Origin of the sequence: Rhodoferax sp. TH121, from assembly GCF_002251855.1 — a bacterium.
GTDB lineage: Bacteria > Pseudomonadota > Gammaproteobacteria > Burkholderiales > Burkholderiaceae_C > Allorhodoferax.
Genome location: NZ_NOXW01000020.1, coordinates 642,574 through 661,656, shown reverse-complemented (window position 1 = coordinate 661,656; position 19,083 = coordinate 642,574). Strand labels below are relative to the sequence as shown.

General features: G+C 61.2%; 15 protein-coding genes. 7 read left to right on the top strand and 8 right to left on the bottom strand.

From position 1 onward, the window contains the following. Positions 1-2: 2 nt before the first annotated feature. The 4 genes from CHU94_RS09140 to CHU94_RS09125 form a co-directional block, all read right to left on the bottom strand. Positions 3-1,082: an AAA family ATPase gene (locus tag CHU94_RS09140; protein ID WP_094478928.1), complete on the bottom strand. Its 1,080-nt coding sequence runs from the start codon at positions 1,080-1,082 to the stop codon at positions 3-5. After that, positions 1,079-2,692: a DUF5691 domain-containing protein gene (locus CHU94_RS09135; RefSeq protein ID WP_094478926.1), complete on the bottom strand. Its 1,614-nt coding sequence runs from the start codon at positions 2,690-2,692 to the stop codon at positions 1,079-1,081. Before CHU94_RS09135 ends, CHU94_RS09140 begins: the two co-directional genes overlap by 4 nt. After that, positions 2,689-4,047 carry an SWIM zinc finger family protein gene (locus tag CHU94_RS09130; protein WP_255033891.1) on the bottom strand — a complete coding sequence of 453 codons (1,359 nt, stop codon included), beginning with the start codon at positions 4,045-4,047 and terminating at the stop codon, positions 2,689-2,691. Before CHU94_RS09130 ends, CHU94_RS09135 begins: the two co-directional genes overlap by 4 nt. A gap of 360 nt (positions 4,048-4,407) precedes the next feature. Next, positions 4,408-5,703, bottom strand: coding sequence for an MFS transporter (locus tag CHU94_RS09125; protein WP_255033905.1), 1,296 nt, complete (start codon positions 5,701-5,703; stop codon positions 4,408-4,410). Between the two features lie 339 nt (positions 5,704-6,042). Between CHU94_RS09125 and cyoA the strand changes: the two genes are divergently transcribed. From cyoA to CHU94_RS09090, 7 genes are read left to right on the top strand one after another with little or no spacing between them, the layout of a single operon-like run. Beyond that, entirely contained in the window at positions 6,043-7,089 is a 1,047-nt protein-coding gene (cyoA, locus tag CHU94_RS09120; protein WP_094478922.1) for a ubiquinol oxidase subunit II, read from the top strand. A gap of 8 nt (positions 7,090-7,097) precedes the next feature. After that, positions 7,098-9,101 carry a cytochrome o ubiquinol oxidase subunit I gene (gene cyoB, locus CHU94_RS09115; protein WP_094478920.1) on the top strand — a complete coding sequence of 668 codons (2,004 nt, stop codon included), beginning with the start codon at positions 7,098-7,100 and terminating at the stop codon, positions 9,099-9,101. Further along, positions 9,094-9,726: a cytochrome o ubiquinol oxidase subunit III gene (gene cyoC, locus CHU94_RS09110; RefSeq protein WP_094478918.1), complete on the top strand. Its 633-nt coding sequence runs from the start codon at positions 9,094-9,096 to the stop codon at positions 9,724-9,726. Before cyoB ends, cyoC begins: the two co-directional genes overlap by 8 nt. Beyond that, positions 9,727-10,104 carry a cytochrome o ubiquinol oxidase subunit IV gene (cyoD, locus tag CHU94_RS09105; RefSeq protein WP_094478916.1) on the top strand — a complete coding sequence of 126 codons (378 nt, stop codon included), beginning with the start codon at positions 9,727-9,729 and terminating at the stop codon, positions 10,102-10,104. A gap of 52 nt (positions 10,105-10,156) precedes the next feature. Continuing rightward, on the top strand, positions 10,157-10,930 hold the full coding sequence (locus CHU94_RS09100) for an SURF1 family protein (RefSeq protein WP_094479364.1): 774 nt from the start codon (positions 10,157-10,159) through the stop codon (positions 10,928-10,930). Beyond that, positions 10,914-12,251, top strand: a complete 1,338-nt coding sequence (locus CHU94_RS09095) for an ATP-binding protein (protein WP_094479362.1) — start codon at positions 10,914-10,916, stop codon at positions 12,249-12,251. The genes CHU94_RS09100 and CHU94_RS09095 overlap by 17 nt, the downstream gene beginning before the upstream one ends. Next, positions 12,241-12,774: a response regulator transcription factor gene (locus CHU94_RS09090; RefSeq protein ID WP_094478914.1), complete on the top strand. Its 534-nt coding sequence runs from the start codon at positions 12,241-12,243 to the stop codon at positions 12,772-12,774. Before CHU94_RS09095 ends, CHU94_RS09090 begins: the two co-directional genes overlap by 11 nt. 84 nt (positions 12,775-12,858) lie before the next feature. On the opposite strand, the gene CHU94_RS09085 is transcribed toward CHU94_RS09090, so the two are convergent. From CHU94_RS09085 to rsmH, 4 genes are all read right to left on the bottom strand, one after another. After that, positions 12,859-14,280, bottom strand: a complete 1,422-nt coding sequence (locus CHU94_RS09085) for an aspartate kinase (RefSeq protein WP_094478912.1) — start codon at positions 14,278-14,280, stop codon at positions 12,859-12,861. A gap of 84 nt (positions 14,281-14,364) precedes the next feature. Beyond that, entirely contained in the window at positions 14,365-16,782 is a 2,418-nt protein-coding gene (locus tag CHU94_RS09080; protein WP_094478910.1) for a bifunctional diguanylate cyclase/phosphodiesterase, read from the bottom strand. A gap of 172 nt (positions 16,783-16,954) precedes the next feature. Next, positions 16,955-17,779: an EAL domain-containing protein gene (locus tag CHU94_RS09075; RefSeq protein ID WP_094478908.1), complete on the bottom strand. Its 825-nt coding sequence runs from the start codon at positions 17,777-17,779 to the stop codon at positions 16,955-16,957. Between the two features lie 127 nt (positions 17,780-17,906). Beyond that, complete coding sequence (gene rsmH / locus CHU94_RS09070) at positions 17,907-18,965, bottom strand: 16S rRNA (cytosine(1402)-N(4))-methyltransferase RsmH (protein WP_094478906.1); 1,059 nt, start codon at positions 18,963-18,965, stop codon at positions 17,907-17,909. Between the last annotated feature and the right edge of the window lie 118 nt (positions 18,966-19,083).

Sequence of the window (19,083 nt, the reverse complement as noted above, 5' to 3'; positions counted from 1 at the left end):
GCTCACAACTGCTCACGACAGGCGCGGTACAGCTCTTTCCAATCGCTGCGCTCCTTGACCACGGTTTCCAGGTACTCCTTCCACACCACCTGGTCTTGCACCGGGTCTTTGACGACGGCGCCCAGCAGGCCCGATGCAATGTCGCGCGCATGTAACACACCATCGCCAAAGTGCCCAGCCAGGGCCATGCCGCTGTTGATAACGGAGATAGCTTCCGCCGTAGACAGCGTGGAGGTGGGCGACTTGATACGCGTCTTGCCATCGGCCGTGAGACCGTTGCGCAGTTCGCGGAAGATTTGCACCACGCGGCGGATTTCTTTCAGCGCCGGCGGCTCGGCGGGCAGCTCCAGCGCACGGCCCAGCTCGGCCACACGTTTGGCGACGATGCGCACCTCTTCGTCCTCGGTATCGGGCACAGGCAGCACCACGGTGTTGAAGCGGCGCTTGAGCGCGCTGGACAACTCGTTGACACCCTTGTCGCGGTTGTTGGCCGTGGCTATCACCGAGAAACCACGCGTGGCCTGCACCTCGCTGCCCAGCTCGGGGATGGGCATGGTCTTTTCGGACAACACCGTAATCAACGCGTCTTGCACATCGGCAGGGATACGGGTCAGTTCTTCGATGCGGGCGATCTTGCCCAGGCGCATGGCGCTGACCAGCGGGCTGATCACCAGGGCCTTGTCGGACGGGCCATGGGCCAACAGCTCGGCATAGTTCCAACCGTAGCGCAGCTGCTCTTCGCTGGTGCCGGCCGTGCCCTGGATCAGCATGGTGGAGTCGCCACTGACCGCAGCGGCCAGGTGCTCGGACACCCAGGACTTGGCCGTGCCCGGCACGCCATACAGCAGCAGCGCGCGGTCAGTAGCCAGCGTGGAGACTGCGATCTCCATCAGGCGCTGGTTGCCGATGTATTTGGGCGTCACCTCAAAACCGTTGTCGAGCTTGCCACCCATCAGATAGGTCACCACGGCCCAGGGCGACAGCTTCCAGTTGGCGGGGCGCTGGCGTTTGTCGACCTGCTGCAGGTTGGCCAGCTCTTCGGCAAATTGGTGTTCGGCGTGTTGGCGTAGGACTTGGCTCATGGTGTTTGGGCTTCCGTAGAGGTTGCTTCAATCGTGGATTCAGTCAATTGGATCAAATGCTGGCGGCTGTGGAGCACCTGCTCCAGCAGGGTCAAGGCTTCGGTCAGGGAAGTGGTTTCTTCGGCACTGCGTGGCAAATGCATCAGCGGGTGCGCGGTGCCTGGATGCAGCGCACACACCACCTCTGGCAGCAGGCTGCGCAAGCTGTAGTTGTCTAGCAGCGCACCGCGGTCGATCTGCTGGCGCAGCAACTGCGCCAGCCGCGTTGATACCGCCGGCCCCAGGGAGGCGTGCAAGGCACAACCCGCCAAACACGCAGCAACCACTTCGTACAGCTGCTTTGGCTCACCCAGTTGCTGCAGCAAAAACGCTTCCCGCTGCGGTGCGGACAACATCGCCAACAGCTCGGCCCGGTGGTCGCCGCGCAGATCCCCCGCATGGTCGAGCAGCGCTTGCGCCCACGCCGGATCACGCTGCCACAGCAGGGCATCCGTCCAGCCGCGTACCAGGGCTTCCGTCCAGTCGCTGCGCTGAGCCAGCGCCAAAAGCTCTGCCGGTGCCAGCCCGGTATGCGCGGTCCACCAAGCCAAGGGCGTGCGGCTGGTGAGCTGGTACAGCCACCACGCGCGCTCACCGAGCGACTCGTGGGTGGGGCGCTCCGGCTCCAGCAGGTCTGTCTTCCAGTCGGCGTCGGGCTGCGTCGGGGCATCCAGCGTGACGCGCTGCTCCGTGGCCGATCGCCCCAGCATGCGCCCCAACAACCCAGGCTCGACCTGGCTGCGCACCACCAGCGGCACCATGCGTGCCGTGATGCGCTGGGCGTAGTCACTGCTAGGCAAGGCGGCCAGCAACTTGGCTGCCGTGCGACGCACGTCCAGTGCGCGATCTTTGAGCTGGGTGTTCAAGAAGGTCTCGTCATCCAAGCACAGATCAACGCGCAGGATGGTAATCAGCGCGACGCGGTCTTTGGCGGCCAGGTTGTCCCAATCGGCCTGCAGGCGTTCGCGGGCCGCTGCGGGTGCGCTGGCGCGCTCGGTGCGCAACACGGCGCAGCGTTGCTCCAGGCTGCCATGCGCCCAATGCGTTTGGGTGTCGGCCTGTTCTTGCGCGCCACAGGCGTAGGCCCACTCCGGGTTCTGCTGTGCCAGCCAACGGCCACGCTCACCCAGCACGGGCAGCAAATGGTTGCGCAATGCAACGCTCTGGCGCCCGGCGTGTAGCAAAACCGGCAACACGGCAGGCGGTGCATGCAGGCTTGCGGCGTCCATGGCAAACAAAACCTGGTGTTGCAAACGCGGCACGCCCAGAGCCAAGGCCTGGGACAACAACGTACTCCAGACGGCATCAGCGGGCATACGCGACTCGGGTGCGGCCGGTGCCATCGGCGCACGTGGCGCAGCAGCTGCCGTCCAGCCAGCGCGTTGGCATACGGCTTTGGCACCGGCCAGACGCAGCAGCAGGCCGGGGACATCGGTGGCGGATTGCACACGGGCGTCGCGCAGCAGGCGGGCCACAGGGTCCGCAGCACCATCCTGTGCAAGGGCGGGCAAGCTCCACGGCCTCTCCGCACCCAGCAACGCAGCCTGCAACAAGGCGTTCCAGTCGTTCATGCCGGGTCTCCTTGCACACTGCTGGCGGACCAGCGGTCGGCATCACACCAGGCGGTCAGGGGGCGCAACAGTTCACCGGTCCACTCCCCAAACACGGCTACCGGCCCACCAGCGGCCATGGCCATCAGCTGCCAGGCATCGGCCTCACCAATGGCCAGCGGGATGGCGCCTGCATCCGCCCACAGCCACCACGGGTTTTCGGCATCGGCCGTGTATTGCAACTGCACGGTCTCCAGCCACAGCGGCCAACTTTGCGCCCAGGGGTTGGCGGCCATGCGTGTGGCCAGTGCGGTCCATTCGGCAGTGCGGCTTGGCGCCTGGCGCAAGGGTGTCGCATCTGGCGCCGGTTTGCTCTCCGCAAGCAGCGCACGCAGCGGGTCGGCACTGGGGTAGAACGCCAGCGTGCCACTGTGCGGAACGCCCACGCTCCAGCCCTGCTCAAACGCCTTGCCAGCAAACGAAAAATCCACCAGCAAGGCACGGCGCTGGCTGCGCGTGCCCTGCAGCCAGACACGCCGCTCGGTGAGGCGCGCCTCGCGCTCTACCAGCACCTGGGCCAACACCTGCCACTGGTCGCTGACGCGCTCACCGCTGGCCAGCACCTCGTCTCGCTCCAGGGGCCAACCCAGGGCCTGGCGCAGATCGGCCTGCAGACCGGGCGGCAGGTGCTCGCGCTGCGCCACGGCGTCCACCAGCAGCTGCAAATTGCCCAAACGCCCCAGCAGACGCGCAGGCCAATCGCGCCCCTGCCCGACCACCGCAAACGCCTGCCGCACACGTTCGCCCAAACCCGGCGCTTGGGCATCGACCATGCGCGCCGCCATGGTGGCCCACGCAGGCCCGTCGCTGTCGGACACAGTGGCCAAGCCCTTGCGGCTGGTGTCGTCCAGCCACAGCGCCAGCTCTTGCGCGCCGGCGGCCATGCGTTGCAGACGCTGGGCTTCGCGTTTGGCACCGGCGGCGGGGTCGGCCACTGCTGGTGCAGCAGCGGCCTTGGCTTCTTTTTTCTCGGCCCGCTCCAGACGCGATGCCAGCCATTCGCTGACCCAGGTCGGCTCTGCGGCGGTAAACGTTTGCGGGGTTTGCGCTTGCAACAACAGCAAGGCCAGGCCATGTTTGCACGGGAACTTGCGGCTGGGGCAACTGCAGCGGAACGTAGGCCCCGCGCCCGACACGTCCACCTGCGTTTGGTAGGGCTTGCTGCCGCTGCCCTGGCACTCACCCCACACCGCCGCGTCGCTGGCGCCCAGCATGGGCCACTTGGCCGGTGCCACCAGACCGCGCGCGGCCTTGGTCGATGCATCGTCGGGGGACAAGGCCAGCACCGCGTCTGCGGTGAGGGGAATACGGCTCATGCAGTACCCACCCGCGGCAAGGTGGCAGCACTAGGTGCGGGCAAGCGTGAACAGGCAGTGGGAGCGAACAGTCGCACAGGCAGATTCCATAGAACTCGACACTGGAATATATCGACAAATGGGACGCCCCCAGCGCATGGGAACATCTCCATCAATGGGCAGGCCGCGACCTTGTTCGGCGGATGGTATTTTGGCATCAAAAGTGCTTAAAGCCCTTTTGGAGTGTGCGCAAGCAGCTACTATTTTCATAGCAGCCATCATCACACTTGGCATCTTGGGTGCGGTGCCGCCTGGGTCCGCGGCGTGCATGCCCCACCGAGGGCTGCACGCGGACCCTCACCGTGGGGATACGGGGGCAGCTTAGTCTTTGTGCTCGACCAAGCGGTTGATGCGCAGGGCGGCCAGCGTGCAAACGACGCCGGAGAGCAGATACAAGGACACAGCGCCCAAACCAAATTTGGCCGACAGCCCCAGGGCTACCAAGGGCGCAAAGCCTGCCCCCAGCAGCCAAGCGAGATCAGCCGACAAGGCGGCACCGGTGTAGCGGTAGTGGGCCGAGAAATTGGCGGTTACCGTGCCTGAAGCTTGGCCATACGACAAGCCCAGCAGCACAAAGCCCAGTAGCAAAAACACGTTGTTGCCCCACACGCCCGCTCCCAGCAGCCAGGGCGTGGCGAAACTGAAGAGACCAATCAGCACGGCCATGCTACCCAGAAGGCGGCGTCGGCCCACACGGTCAGCGAGCCAGCCCGACAACAAAATGGCCAAGGCTGCCAGCACGGCGCCAACGATCTGCACCTGCAGCACCTCGGTGATGGGCTGTTCGGAGTAAATCACAATCCACGACAGCGGGAAGACAGTCGCCAGGTGAAACAGTGCGAAGCTGGCCAGTGCCGCAAAGGCGCCCAGCAGTACGTTGTGGCCTTCGTCCCGCAGCACCTTGCTTACCGGCACAGGCTGCAGCTCGCGCTGCTGCAGCAGCTCGGCGTAGGACTGGCCCACCACCAAGCGCAAGCGCGCAAACAGGGCCACCACGTTGATGGCAAACGCCACGAAGAAGGGGTAGCGCCAGCCCCAGTTCAAGAACTCGGTGTTGCTCAGGCTGCTCAACAGATAGGCAAACAGGCTGGCGGCCAGCACAAAACCCACCGGTGCGCCCAGTTGACCAATCATGGAGAACCAGCCGCGCCGGTGCTCAGGGGCACTCATGGCCAACAAGGAAGGCAGACCATCCCAAGAACCCCCCAGAGCCAGACCCTGGCCAATGCGCAAGATGACCAAAGCTGCAATGGCCATGGTCCCGGCAGAAGCGTGGCTGGGCAAAAACGCAATGCCAGCGGTGCTGGCTCCCAACACAAACAGCGAGATCGTCAGCTTGGTGCCCCGCCCCCAGCGCCGCTGCACCGCCATAGACATTGCCGTCCCCACTGGCCGCGCGATGAAAGCCAAGGAAAAAATGGCAAAGGACACCAGAGTGCCATCCAGCCGGGACATAAAGGGAAACAAGAGCGAGGGAAACACCAGCACACAGGCAATCCCAAAGACAAAGAAATCAAAGTACTCGGAGGCGCGGCCGATGATCACGCCGACCGCGATCTCGCTGGGAGTCACATCCTCGTCGGTGTGCGCCCGGGCCAGGGACACCGCACTCTCCATACCGGGTGCAGACAGCACTGCAGAACCTTGGCTCACCATATCGCTTGCTCCTGAAAACTAAAAAACCGGCCCGCTTCAGGCCATGGCTCCTTTCTACACCGCGCACCAGCTGCATTTGGCCCGGAGGCGCACAGGAAAACCCTGAGGCGGACAAGCTAAACGCCTTCAAATTTCGCAATGCGGTAAAAGGTAGGAAATTGCGGCACTGGCCGGCGGCCCTATCGCGCCGCCCTTGATCTTGGACAAAATGTCCAATCGACAAATTTGCTAGCCCCGATACATTCACCGCATCAAGTCAACCGCGTTTACCCCTAAGCGCATTTCCTTTGCGCCCCTAGCATGCCCAAAACCCTGGAACTCCGCAGACCCGCCTGCCTGGCTGCCATTGCCCTGAGTGTCGCCCTGAGCGGCTGCAGCAAGGCTGTTGTGCTCAACCCGGCAGGCGACATTGCCGCCCAACAAGGCCAAATGGTCATCACCGCAACTTTGTTGATGCTCATCATCATTGTTCCGGTCATTGCACTGACCTTGTTTTTTGCCTGGAAGTACCGCCAAAGCAATACAGAGGCCGAATATGACCCCGAGTGGCACCACTCCACATCGCTAGAGCTGGTGATCTGGACGGTTCCTTTGCTGATCATCATTGCACTCGGGGCATTAACCTGGATCGGTACCCACAAGCTGGACCCATACCGCCCCTTGGACCGGATCGACGCCCAGCGCCCGCTACCCGCCGATAGCAAGCCAATGGAGGTGTACGTGGTAGCCATGGACTGGAAATGGCTGTTCTTTTACCCCGAGCAAGGTATCGCCACGGTGAACGAACTGGCTGCCCCGGTGGACCGCCCCATTCTCTTCAAGCTAACGGCTACATCGACCATGAATGCCTTCTACGTGCCAGACCTGGCCGGCATGATTTACGCCATGCCCGGCATGCAGACCGAGCTCAACGCCGTGATCAACAAGCCCGGCGTGTACAAAGGCATGTCTTCGCACTACAGCGGCGCCGGCTTTTCAGGCATGACGTTCAAGTTCCACGGCCTGAGCGAAAAGGATTTTTCCCAATGGGTGCAAACGGCCAAGGCCGAGGGCAAGGCCCTGGACCGCAATACCTACCAAGCCTTGGTACAACCCAGCGAACGTGATCCGGTGCAGCGGTTTTCCAGTGTCGAGGAAGGCCTGTACGACAAGGTGCTCAACCGCTGCGTCGAAGACGGCAAGATGTGCATGCACCACATGATGGCCATCGACGCCCAAGGCGGCGACGCCTATGTGCGCTCAGCCGGCCTGAACCTGCCCCAGGACATTTGCACACCACAGAACGCGCCCCAGCAAATGGCCGCGCTCGAAACCCGCGCCACGTCGCGCGCCAGCATCCGTCAATGAGCATTCCTATGTCCTCTGAAACTGTCTCCCCCTCCCACTGGGCCTTGGGCCGGCTGAACTGGGACGCCGTGCCCATGGCACACGAGCCCATCGTGCTGTGGACCTTTATCGCCGTGGTGCTGGGCGGTCTGGCCGTGATGGCCGCCATCACCAAGTTCCGTCTGTGGGGCCCCTTGTGGCGCGACTGGATCTGCAGCATCGACCACAAGAAGATCGGGATCATGTACATGATCCTGGGCCTGGTGATGCTGCTGCGCGGCTTTGCCGACGCCGTGATGATGCGCCTGCAACAGGCCATGGCCTTTGGCGACAACATGGGCTACCTGCCACCGCACCACTACGACCAGATCTTCACCGCCCACGGCGTGATCATGATCTTCTTCGTGGCCATGCCGCTGGTCACGGGCCTGATGAACTACTTGGTCCCGTTGCAGATCGGTGCGCGCGACGTGTCGTTTCCTTTTCTGAACAACTTCAGTTTCTGGATGACCACCGCAGGCGCCGTGCTGGTGATGGTGTCGCTGTTCCTGGGCGAGTTCTCTACGTCCGGCTGGCTGGCTTTGTCTAACTTGGGGGCGCAAAACCCCAGCACCGGGCTGGACTACTACATCTGGGCGCTGCAGATTGCCGGGGTGGGCACCACGCTCTCGGGCATCAACCTGATCGTCACCATCATCAAGATGCGCGCACCCGGCATGAGCCTGATGAAGATGCCTGTGTTCACCTGGACCGCCCTGTGCACCAATGCACTGATCGTGGCGTCCTTCCCCGTGTTGACCGCTGCCCTGGTGCTGATGTCGCTGGACCGCTATGTGGGCACCAATTTCTTTACCAACGAGCTGGGTGGCAATCCCATGCTCTACGTGAACCTGATCTGGATCTGGGGCCACCCCGAGGTCTACATCCTGATCCTGCCCTGCTTCGGCATCTTCTCCGAGGTGGTGGCTACGTTCTGCAAGAAACGCCTGTTTGGCTATACCTCCATGGTGTACGCCACTGTGGTGATCACCATCTTGTCGTACTTGGTGTGGTTGCACCACTTCTTCACCATGGGCTCCGGCGCCAGCGTGAACACCTTCTTCGGCATCACGACCATGATCATCTCGATCCCCACGGGGGCCAAGATCTTCAATTGGCTGTTCACCATGTACAAGGGCCGCATCCGCTTTGAGCTGCCCATGATGTGGACCGTGGCTTTCATGATTACCTTTGCCATTGGCGGGATGACCGGCGTGCTGCTGGCGGTGCCACCGGCTGACTTTGTGCTGCACAACAGCCTGTTCCTGATCGCCCACTTCCACAACGTGATCATCGGCGGTGTGTTGTTCGGCCTGTTTGCCGGCATCAACTATTGGTACCCCAAGGCTTTTGGCTACAAGCTGGACCGCACCTGGGGCGTGCGCTCGTTCTGGCTGTGGGTGGTGGGCTTCTGGGTCGCGTTTGGCCCACTCTATGTGTTGGGCCTGATGGGCGTGACCCGCCGTGCCAACCATTTTGAAGACGCTTCCCTGCAGCCCTACTTCGTGGTGGCTGCTATCGGCGCTGCCATGATTGCGGCGGGTATTGCCTGCTTCCTGATCCAGCTGGTGGTGAGCTACCTCAAGCGAGAAGAACTGCGCGACCACACCGGCGACCCCTGGGATGCACGCACGCTGGAGTGGGCCACTTCCTCGCCCCCGCCCGACTACAACTTTGCCTTCACCCCCGTGGTGCACAGCATTGATGCCTGGTGGGACATGAAAAAACACGGCTACCAGCGCCCGCTGCGCGGCTACCAGGCGATCCACATGCCTGCCAACACCGGTGCCGGTGTAGTGATCTCGGCCCTGTCGCTGGTGTTTGGCTTTGCACTGATCTGGCACATGTGGCTGCTGGCCGGCGTGTCGTTTGCCGCGCTGCTGCTCGCATGCATCGCCCACACTTTCAATTACCAGCGTGACTTCTACATCCCTGCAGCCGACGTGGCTGCCAGCGAAGAAGTCCGCACACTGCAACTGGCCCGCCATGTCTGATACCACCCTGCACACAAGCGCCGCTGGCGCCATGGCCGTGCGCGAGTACCACCTCGCCCACGAGCCCCACCCCGAGAACGGCACGGCCCTGGGCTTCTGGCTCTACCTGATGAGCGACTGCCTCATCTTTGCCGCCTTGTTTGCCACCTACGGCGTACTGGGCCGCAGCTATGCTGCAGGCCCCACCGGTGCCCAACTGTTTGACCTGACACTGGTGGCCATCAACACGGCGTTTCTGCTGCTGTCGTCCATCACCTTCGGCTTTGCCATGCTGCGCAAACAACTGGGCGACGTGAAAGGCACGCTGCTGTGGCTGGCTGTGACCGGCTTTTTCGGCCTGTGTTTCCTGGGCCTGGAGCTGTATGAGTTCTACCACCTGATACACCAAGGCGCCACACCCCAGCGCAGTGCGTTTCTGTCGGCTTTCTTCACTCTGGTGGGCACACACGGCTTGCACGTTACCTTCGGCCTCATCTGGCTGGTGGTACTGATGGTCCAGATCAGCAAACACGGCCTGATCCCTGCCAACACGCGCCGCCTGATGTGCCTGTCCATGTTCTGGCACTTTCTGGACGTAGTCTGGATCGGCGTCTTTACCTTTGTCTACCTGATGGGAGTGCTGTAAATGAGCGCCGCACATGACGACCACCACGGCAACACTGAACCGCACAGCACCTTCTCGGGCTACATGACTGGTTTTGTGTTGTCTATCATCCTCACGGCCATCCCCTTCTGGCTGGTCATGGCCAAAGTGATTGCCGACCGCAATACCGCCGTGTTGGTGCTGGGCGCCTTTGCAGTAGTGCAGATCGTGGTGCACATGGTGTACTTTCTGCACATGAACGGCAAGGTAGAAGGTGGCTGGACACTCCTGTCCACCATCTTTACCGTAGTCTTTGTGGCCATTGCCATTGCTGGCACCTTGTGGGTCATGTTCCACATGAACACCAACATGATGCCCGAGCACCCGACGCTGCCGGTCGTTGCGCCAGCCCCGACCTGACCACCAGGTGTCCAACACGCCACCGCGCAGCAGCAAGCAGCGTCCGGCCTGGATGCTGGCAACACTCGCCGTGCTGGGCTTGGCGTTGCTGGTCGGCTTCAGCACCTTGGGGGTTTGGCAGCTGCAGCGCCGGGCTTGGAAGCTGGACCTGATCAACCGCGTCACCGAACGCATCCAAGCGGCGCCTGTTGCGCCCCCCACCGCTGGCCAATGGCCCGGGCTGGATGTTGCCAAGCTGGAATACCTGGCGGTGCGCCTGGAAGGTCATTGGCTGAGCAACAAAACCGTACTCACGCAGGCCAGCACTGTTCTGGGCGCCGGCTATTGGGTGCTAACCCCGTTGCAACAGACAGACGGGACACAGGTGCTGGTCAATCGCGGCTTTGTGCCCGCCTCCCAACGCGCAGAGTGGCTGGCCCCGGCAGAACCTGACCACAAGCATCTGAGCGTCGTTGGCCTGCTGCGCAAAACGGAGCCCGATGGTGGTTTTTTGCGCAGCAATGACCCATCCCAGCAACGCTGGCATTCAAGGGATGTTGCTGCCATCGCCTTGGCCCAACAGTTGCCGCAGGCCGCCCCCTTCTTCGTGGACGCAGGTCTCCCTGCCTTGCTGGAAGCCAGCTCCGCAGAATTGGCCCCCAACCCCGTGGGGCCCTGGCCACGCCCTGGCCTGACCGTGGTTCGTTTCTCCAACAGCCACTTGGTATACGCGCTTACCTGGTTTGGGCTGGCCCTGATGGTTGTAGGTGCAGCTGTGCTTGTGGCACGCTACGAACGTCGACAGCATGCCGCTGTCCATCACCCCGACCATGACACGCACGACTGAACCCACCCAAACACCCCTGCGCAAGGCCCGCACCGCCGGCGCATCGGCGGGGCGAAAAAACCTGCAGCAGCTTATCCAGCTGCGCTGGATTGCCGTGGTGGGGCAGTTGCTGACCATTGAAGTGACGCACTACAGCCTGCGCTTGGCTTTGCCACTGCAGGCCATGCTGGCCATCGTGGCGTGTATGGTGGTGTTCAACTTGGTGAGCCTGTTGCGCTGGCGGGTGCGCCGCCGGGTGCACGAGGTGGAGCTCTTTATTGCCCTGCTGGTGGATGTAGCCGCTTTGACTGCACAGTTGTACCTCAGCGGCGGCATCAGCAACCCCTTTGTCTTCCTCTACCTGCTGCAAATTGCTGTGGGAGCCATGCTGTTGCGCGGTGGCTACCTCTGGTCCATCGTGTTGGCAGCGTCGGCCTGCGTGGTTTTATTGGCCGAGCACAGCCGCCCTCTGCCGCTGGCGCCCAATTTGCAGGAGGGCTGGAGCAGCCCCTATGTGGTGGGCCTTTTGGTGTGTTTTGCGCTCAACGCCATCCTGGTGGTGATCTTCATCACCCGAATCAACCAAAACTTGCGCCGCCAAGACGCTCGCCTGGCCACGGCCCGCCAGCGTGCTGCAGAAGAAGAGCACATCGTGCGTATGGGCCTGCTGGCATCGGGCGCCGCACACGAACTTGGCACCCCGCTGGCCACCATGGCCGTCATCTTGGGCGACTGGAAACGTGTTCCCGCGCTAAGCGCCGACACAACGCTGCAAGAAGACATTGCCGAGATGGAGGCCCAAGTCAAACGCTGCAAGAGCATCGTCAGCGGCATCCTGCTTTCGGCGGGCGAGACGCGAGGTGAGTCCTCTGTGCAGACCACCGTGCGGCAGTTTCTGGACACGTTGGTGAAGGACTGGCGCACCACCCGCTCGGTGAACCAGTTTGTGTATGACAACCACATCCTGCACGACAGCCCCATGGTGGCCGACACCACACTGGAGCAAATGGTGTTCAATGTGCTGGACAACGCGCGCGACGCCTCACCGCACTGGGTGCAGCTCCACGCTGAGCGCGATGTTGATACGCTGCGCATTGTGGTGAGCGACCGCGGGCCCGGCTTCGCACCTGAATTGCTCGCGCACATCGGCACTCCATACCAGTCCACCAAGGGGCGCCCGGGCGGTGGCCTGGGACTGTTTTTGTCGATGAATGTGGCGCGCACCTTGGGTGGCAGCGTGGTCGCCCGCAACCGCCCCGAGGGGGGCGCAGAAGTCACCATCACCTTGTCGCTCTCGGCCATTACCCTGCAAGATGCTAACCAGGAAGACCATGGACTCTGAACGCCTGCTGCTCATCGTGGAGGACGACGAGGCCTTTGCACGTACCTTGGCCCGTTCATTCGAACGGCGCGGCTACCGCGTGCTGCACGCCGATGGCATGGCCGCCATGGACGCCCTGCTGGCACTGCACACCCCCCAGTACGCGGTGGTAGACCTCAAACTCAAGGGCGAAGCTACGGGCCTGGCGTGCGTGCGCGCCCTGCACGCACACAGCGCGACGACACGCATCGTGGTACTCACCGGTTTTGCCAGCATTGCCACGGCGGTCGAAGCCGTCAAGCTGGGCGCCAGTCAGTACCTGGCCAAGCCATCCAACACCGATGACATTGAGGCTGCTTTTGGCCAACAAGAAGGCAACCCGGAAGTCGCGCTGACCAACCGCTCCAGCTCCATCAAGACCCTGGAATGGGAACGCATCCACCAGGTGCTGGCGGAGAGCGATTTCAATATCTCGGAAGCTGCCCGGCGCTTGGGCATGCACCGCCGCACGCTGAGCCGCAAACTGGACAAGCAACGGGTTTGACGCTGCGTTGGGCATAAAAAAGCCGCGCAATGCTCGTAGATACTGCGCGGCCAGCTACTAAATTAGTAGCGTTACGAGAGCCAATCAGACGCGGGGTACGGGCGTCCCGGAGTTGACGCACAAGGCCATATTGAGTGCCTTGATGGCGGTTTTGTAATCGGCGCGCTCAATCACGAACTGCATGTTTACCTGGCGCAGCGTTTGCGACACGCAGTTGACGTTGACCTCCGCATCTGCCAGCGCCTGCGCCGCCTTGGCCAGCACGCCGGGAATGCCGATGTTGGAGCCGATGGTGCAGACAATGGCGCTTGGCTTGACGGTGACCACCTGGTACAAGGTCTCCAATTCGGCCACGAGTTCAGGCGTGACCTGGCTATCCCACACCAAGTGGGCAATGGAATTGGCGTTGGTCGCTTTCAGGATGTAGCTGATGTCGTGTTTGCAAAACACCTGCATCAGGCTGGCATCAAAGCCCACGGTGCCCACCATGCTGGGGTCGTGAATCTCGATCAGCGTGACCTTGTCGGTACCGGTCACGATTTCCACGCGGGCGCGCTCGCCCACAAAATCTTTGGTGATCAAGGTGCCAGGGTGGTCGGGCTCAAACGTGTTCTTCAGGCGGATGGGAATACCGGCCAGCTCCATGGGCTTGGCAGCCTTAGGGTGGATGGCTTCCATGCCCACATCAGCCAACTGGTCGGCCACGTCGTAGTTGGTGGCGCCCACCACGATAGCGTTTTCCAGACCCACGAGGTTGGGGTCGGCAGAAGACAAGTGGAATTCCTTGTGGATCACTGCCTCGGCCGGGCGCACTTCCACGGCGATTTTGCTGAAGGTAACTTCCGAGTATCCGCGGTCGAACTCACGCATGATGCCTTCGGTGCCCTTGGTGTAACCAGTGGCCACGATCACGTTGTTCACCAAGTCCAGATCTTTGAAGCTGTTGGCAATGCGTTCGTCGATCGTCCAGGCCTCGTTGTCGTCAAAACCTGCCAGATCCATCAGGACGGCATTCACGCCGTTGGCTTTGAGAATCTCCACCGAGTTGAACGCGCTATGGGATTCACCGATGGAGGCCAGCACTTCACGCGCAGCCAACAGCACATCCTTGCGGCTCAGGTAGCCGCTGGCCAGCACGTGCTGCATGGCACCTAGGTATTCGCGGGCCTGGGCAATGCGCTGGTCAATGAAGGCATCGGCCACGGCCAGTGGCAAGCCGATATCGGCGTACCCTGCGTTGAGCTTCTTCAGGCTGACTGCCAGACCGGTTAGTGCGTCCTGGTAACCCTTGCCCTCGGCAAACAACGCATAAATACCGCGTTCGCCCGTCTTTTTGTGCTCCAGTAACTGGTTGGTCACGCCAGAGTAGGCAGACACCACGTAAATGCGGCCGTAGATGCGTTTGGGGTCGTGCAGCACGATGTGGCGCAGCACATCGCCAAAGGCGGTCATGGAAGTGCCGCCGATTTTCTCGACAGAGATCTTGGAGGAATTGATGTCAGACATGGACAGGCGCAATCGAGCAAAGGGGTTGGAAGACCGAGTGATTTCCTGCTGGGGTGTCAATGGCAGAAAACCCGCTATTTTCCACTACTTTGCAATGGCGTCACCAGCACGGCGACCACTCCGCTTGCCCGGCATGGCACGTAAGAGCTCGGGAGGTGGTCGCCAATCCTTAAGCCACACCTTCAGATCCGGCAAAGGCATGGGGCGTGCAATGCCATACCCCTGCAAAATGTCGCATCCCATCTCACACAGCGTTTCCGCATGGGCCAGCGTCTCCACCCCCTCGGCCACCACTTGCCGCTCAAAGGCACGGGCGAGGCTGATGATGCCGCGCACCAACCGGGAATCGCGTTCGTTGTTCAACATGTCACGCACAAAAGACTGGTCAATCTTCACGATTTGCGCCGGCAAGCGCTGCAGGTAGGTCAGTGAAGAGTAGCCCGTACCAAAGTCGTCAATCGCGCACTGGATACCGACAGCATCCAGACCCCGGATGACATAGGCCACTGCGGACAGATCGTTGAACGTCTCTGTCTCCAACAACTCGACCTCCAGGAAACGGTTAGGCAGCTCGGGATACTGGGCCTGCAACTGGGCAACCTTGAGTTGGAAGTGGCTGTCGATCAGGGTAGAGACGGTGAGGTTGATGCTCAGTGCCACCGGCTGGCCGTTGGCGGCCAAGGTTTGCCCGGCCTTGAAGGCGGCCTCCATCACCCAGTAGTCCAGCTGGTTGCTGACTGGCGTGCCTGCGATGTCCTCGAGAAAGGCCCCCGGCGCCAAAAGTCCCCGCTCTGGGTGGCGCCACCGGATCAGCGATTCAGCGCCAACCACTTGCCCATCGCTGATCCTGACCTTGGGCTGAAAAAATAGCTCCATTTCACCGCGTTGCAGCGCCTCCTCCACCAGCTTGGCGGACTGCCTGCGCGCCTGCCTGCGCTGGCCCTGCTTGACATCGAACACCACGAGACGGTCCTTGCCTTGCTCCTTGGCCGCATACAAGGCAAGGTCCGCGTGGCGCAGCAAGCCATCGGCGTCGGCATCGTCATCCGGGTAGAAGGTTACCCCCCCGCTGCACGTCAACCGGACCTCATTCCCGTCCAGGCTCGCGGTCTGCGCCAGCACCCCACGCAATGCTTGCAGCCGCTGCATGGCAGATTCGGCGCTCTGGCAATGCTGCAACACCACAACAAATTCATCGCCACCAATGCGCCCGACTAGACTGCCCTCCCCGGCTTCTTTTTTGAGACGCTGTGCAAACAAACGCAGGTACTGGTCCGCCACCAGCAATCCCCACATGTCGTTGAGCTCCTTGAATTGATCGATGTCCAAAAGGCACAGCACCAAAAGCTTGTTGGCATCTTCCACATCAAGCAAGGCGGCATTGAGTTCTTTGGTGAAGAGCAGACGACTGGGCAAGCCTGTCAGTGCATCGTAATTCCCGAACTGTTGCAGCGCGAGTTCCAGCCGCCGTTGCTCTGTCACATCCTTGCCAATAGATACCCAGTTGCACACGGTCCCGGCAGTGTCCCGAACGCCTTCTATTGTGACTTCAGAGACAAATATCTCGCCATTTTTACGACGTCGGACCACTTCCCCATGCCAACGGCCATCGTGTTCAATGCTCTGCGAAACCCGGCGCAAAAACGTGGACTCTCCCCCTTCATCGACACGTAACAAGGCCGATGTCTTGCCAATCAGTTCTTCACGGGAATACCCCAGCATTGAGCAATAGGTGGGGTTGACATCCAGCACAACGCCGTCAGGCGACATGATCGCAATCGCATCTTTGCTATTGATGAAAACACTGGCGGCCTGTCGGGCTTCGGCCAACAGGTCTTTCAGCTTTTGGGCGGTGCGCTCCAACGCATCCTCACGCAGATGCAGTGTGTGAACGTTGTCCAGCAAATAGCCAAGCAAGCACGCCCCGAAGGGGTAGACCAGGACGACTGCGAGCCAGGTTCGATCTGTCACCATGCGGGCGATATCGGCCGGCAGGGTTTGGATGGCCAGCATCCCGCCTGCCGCCAAACTAAGCCCCAGCCCGATCAGCCAAAATCCATCGGCCAACGCTGTATTGCGACGACCGGAAAACAGCGGACGGTAGCGCTGCCATAGCCAGCCGATCCCGGCGCACAAGACAATGCCCACCATCGCGGGACCGGTGCCTATGCCACCCAGCGCAATACGGTACGTGGCCAGTACCGCCGCACACAGCAACGCACCCACCGGCGGCAGGTAGGCGCCGGCGAGGCCCGCCACCACCAGCCGGGCATCCACGATCACTCCTTCACTCAAGCGAAGCGGCACCAGCATGGTGAGAACACCCGTCACGCCAAACAGCAAGCCCGTCACCCAAGGCAACAGACGCTGCCGTCTCGCGCGCAAAATCAAATCGGAGGGGCGCGCATTGCTATGGGCAAGACCGTAGAGTGCTGCCAGAAACGACAGCATCCCCGCATTCATTCCCATATCCCGAACCCACGATGCTGTTTCGATATTCATGGCACCCTCTGAGGGAAATCGTCACACATCATACGAAACAAGACACGGCGCAGATTGCAAGGAACAAGGTCACGCAATGGTGAGCACAAAGCGCTGTCCATGCCGCGGGTATTAGGCCAACACACGCCTGTGCAAGCCGGTGGCAACCACACTGCGAATGCACAGCCAGTGGCTAGAATTTCTGGGTGCTCCAAGCAGCCGGGGATATTTCTGCGATGGCACGGAAAGCCGGTTTGGCAAACAGATACCCCTGCATCAGGTGGATGCCTGCGTCAAACAAGAAGTCGCGCTCCCCTGCCGTTTCGATGCCCTCGGCCACAACTTGGATATTCATGTCTTGGCACAGAGAAACCAGGCTGCGCACAATGGCTTGACGGGCGCGGTTGGTATCGACGTTGCGGATCAAGTCCATGTCAATTTTGATAATGTCAGGCTGAAAATCCGACAGCAGTTTGAGCCCGGCATAACCTGCACCAAAGTCGTCAATCGCCGTTTTGAAACCGCAGCGTTTGTACTCGCGCAAGATGGATGCAAACCACGGTCCATCGTCAATTCGCTCCCCTTCAGTCACCTCAAAGATAATTTGTTCCAGCGGGAAACTGTGTACCCGGGCGGCCTCCAGCGTAGTGCGGATACACACCTCTGGTTTGTAGATGGCATTGGGCAAAAAATTGATGGATACCGGCTGGGTCATGCCCAACTCTGCGGCACCTTTGATCGCCTTGACGCGGCATGACTGATCAAATCGGTAGCGATTCTGGTCGTTGACCTGGGACAACACGGTGGCAGCGCCTTCGCCACCAGGGCCCCTCACCAGGGCCTCATGGGCAAAAACGCTGCGGTTTTGCAAATCAACAATGGGCTGATAGGCATATTCAAACTGAAAGCCCAGGCGTTCGGCTTTTTCGCATTCATCGCAGTCCTGCCGAGTGCCGCTGAAAGGCACAAAGTGAACAGGAAAGGACGGATTGGACCGCGACGGGTTGAGCGTGTTCATGCTGACGATTCTCTCCACATCAATCCAAGAGTCAATCTGTACCCCCCCCAAAAATGGAGCGCTTTCAGTGCGCACTGTCCGTGCGCATCCCTGTATCTGCAGACTACCACTTCACCTAGGCCAAGCCTCAATGCATCGCCCGTACCGCCCAGCGCAATTTTGCTGATGAGGAGCGGGGATTGCTGCGCTGCTCGTCGTACGACGCGCGAATCGGGTCGGCGGCCACACTGCTGAACATGCCGTTGCGTTCGCCAGATTGAAAGCACTTTTTCACGCGCCGGTCTTCCCCGGAGTGAAAGCTCAGGATGGCCACCCGACCACCGGGCTTGAGGCAGGCGGGCAGGTTCAGCAACATTTTGTCCAGCACACCAAACTCGTCATTCACCTCAATGCGTAGCGCCTGGAAGGTGCGCTGCAGCACCTTCTTGGTCTCCACTTGGCGCTCCTCAAACGGCATGCTGCGCTTATAGGCCAGCTCCATGGTGGCCCGCACCAGATCGGCGAGCTGCACCGTGGTTTCCAGATACTGGCCTTGCAGGGCTGCGGCCAAGGGGATCGCAAAAGGCTCGTCAGAGTTGTCGGTCAACAAGTCGCGCAGCCGGTGCCGGGTCACACACAGCAGCAGCTCGCTGGCAGACTGGCCACTGCTGGGATCCAGGCGCAAATCCAACGGACCATCCGCCCGGAAACTGAAGCCCCGTGCTGGGTTGTCGATCTGCATGGACGACACCCCCAGGTCGGCCAGCACAAAGTCAAAGCCACCGCCCGCTTGTGGTAGCAAAGTGGCCAATTCACTGAAGTTGGCGCGGTGGACGATGAGCGTTTCTTCACCAAAACCCAAAGTACGAAGCCGTGCTGTGGTGCGGGGCAGTTCAATCGGGTCCACATCCATGCCAAACACGCGTCCACCGGGCTGCACCAGCGGCAGCATGGCCAGCGTGTGGCCGCCAAAGCCCAGGGTCAAATCCAGGCCGGTTTCGCCGGGCAAGGGTTTCAGGATGGCCAGGATTTCATCGACGCAAATGGAGCGGTGCATACCCGCAGGCGTTTGCCCGCGCTGCATGACCTTCTCTACCTCGGCCGCATGGCGCACAGGGTCCAGTTCTTTGTATTTGTCTTCAAACTGGCGGGGGTGGGTGCCAGCGTAACGCACGCGGCGCTTGTGGGGAGGAGAAGCGTCGGTCATTGGCCATTATGCGCTCTGGCGATTGCGAATGAAAAAGACCCGCAGACGTTTCGGGATATGCGCGGCCAGCTACTGAATTTATAGCGATAACAGCAACTATAAGGAGCGAAAAAAATAG

Coding starts and splice junctions, on each gene's coding strand:
- CHU94_RS09140 (WP_094478928.1), bottom strand. CDS start 1,082: ATGAGCCAAGTCCTACGCCAACACGCCGAACACCAATTTGCCGAAGAG.
- CHU94_RS09135 (WP_094478926.1), bottom strand. CDS start 2,692: ATGAACGACTGGAACGCCTTGTTGCAGGCTGCGTTGCTGGGTGCGGAG.
- CHU94_RS09130 (WP_255033891.1), bottom strand. CDS start 4,047: ATGAGCCGTATTCCCCTCACCGCAGACGCGGTGCTGGCCTTGTCCCCC.
- CHU94_RS09125 (WP_255033905.1), bottom strand. CDS start 5,703: ATGGAGAGTGCGGTGTCCCTGGCCCGGGCGCACACCGACGAGGATGTG.
- cyoA (WP_094478922.1), top strand. CDS start 6,043: ATGCCCAAAACCCTGGAACTCCGCAGACCCGCCTGCCTGGCTGCCATT.
- cyoB (WP_094478920.1), top strand. CDS start 7,098: ATGTCCTCTGAAACTGTCTCCCCCTCCCACTGGGCCTTGGGCCGGCTG.
- cyoC (WP_094478918.1), top strand. CDS start 9,094: ATGTCTGATACCACCCTGCACACAAGCGCCGCTGGCGCCATGGCCGTG.
- cyoD (WP_094478916.1), top strand. CDS start 9,727: ATGAGCGCCGCACATGACGACCACCACGGCAACACTGAACCGCACAGC.
- CHU94_RS09100 (WP_094479364.1), top strand. CDS start 10,157: ATGCTGGCAACACTCGCCGTGCTGGGCTTGGCGTTGCTGGTCGGCTTC.
- CHU94_RS09095 (WP_094479362.1), top strand. CDS start 10,914: ATGACACGCACGACTGAACCCACCCAAACACCCCTGCGCAAGGCCCGC.
- CHU94_RS09090 (WP_094478914.1), top strand. CDS start 12,241: ATGGACTCTGAACGCCTGCTGCTCATCGTGGAGGACGACGAGGCCTTT.
- CHU94_RS09085 (WP_094478912.1), bottom strand. CDS start 14,280: ATGTCTGACATCAATTCCTCCAAGATCTCTGTCGAGAAAATCGGCGGC.
- CHU94_RS09080 (WP_094478910.1), bottom strand. CDS start 16,782: ATGAATATCGAAACAGCATCGTGGGTTCGGGATATGGGAATGAATGCG.
- CHU94_RS09075 (WP_094478908.1), bottom strand. CDS start 17,779: ATGAACACGCTCAACCCGTCGCGGTCCAATCCGTCCTTTCCTGTTCAC.
- rsmH (WP_094478906.1), bottom strand. CDS start 18,965: ATGACCGACGCTTCTCCTCCCCACAAGCGCCGCGTGCGTTACGCTGGC.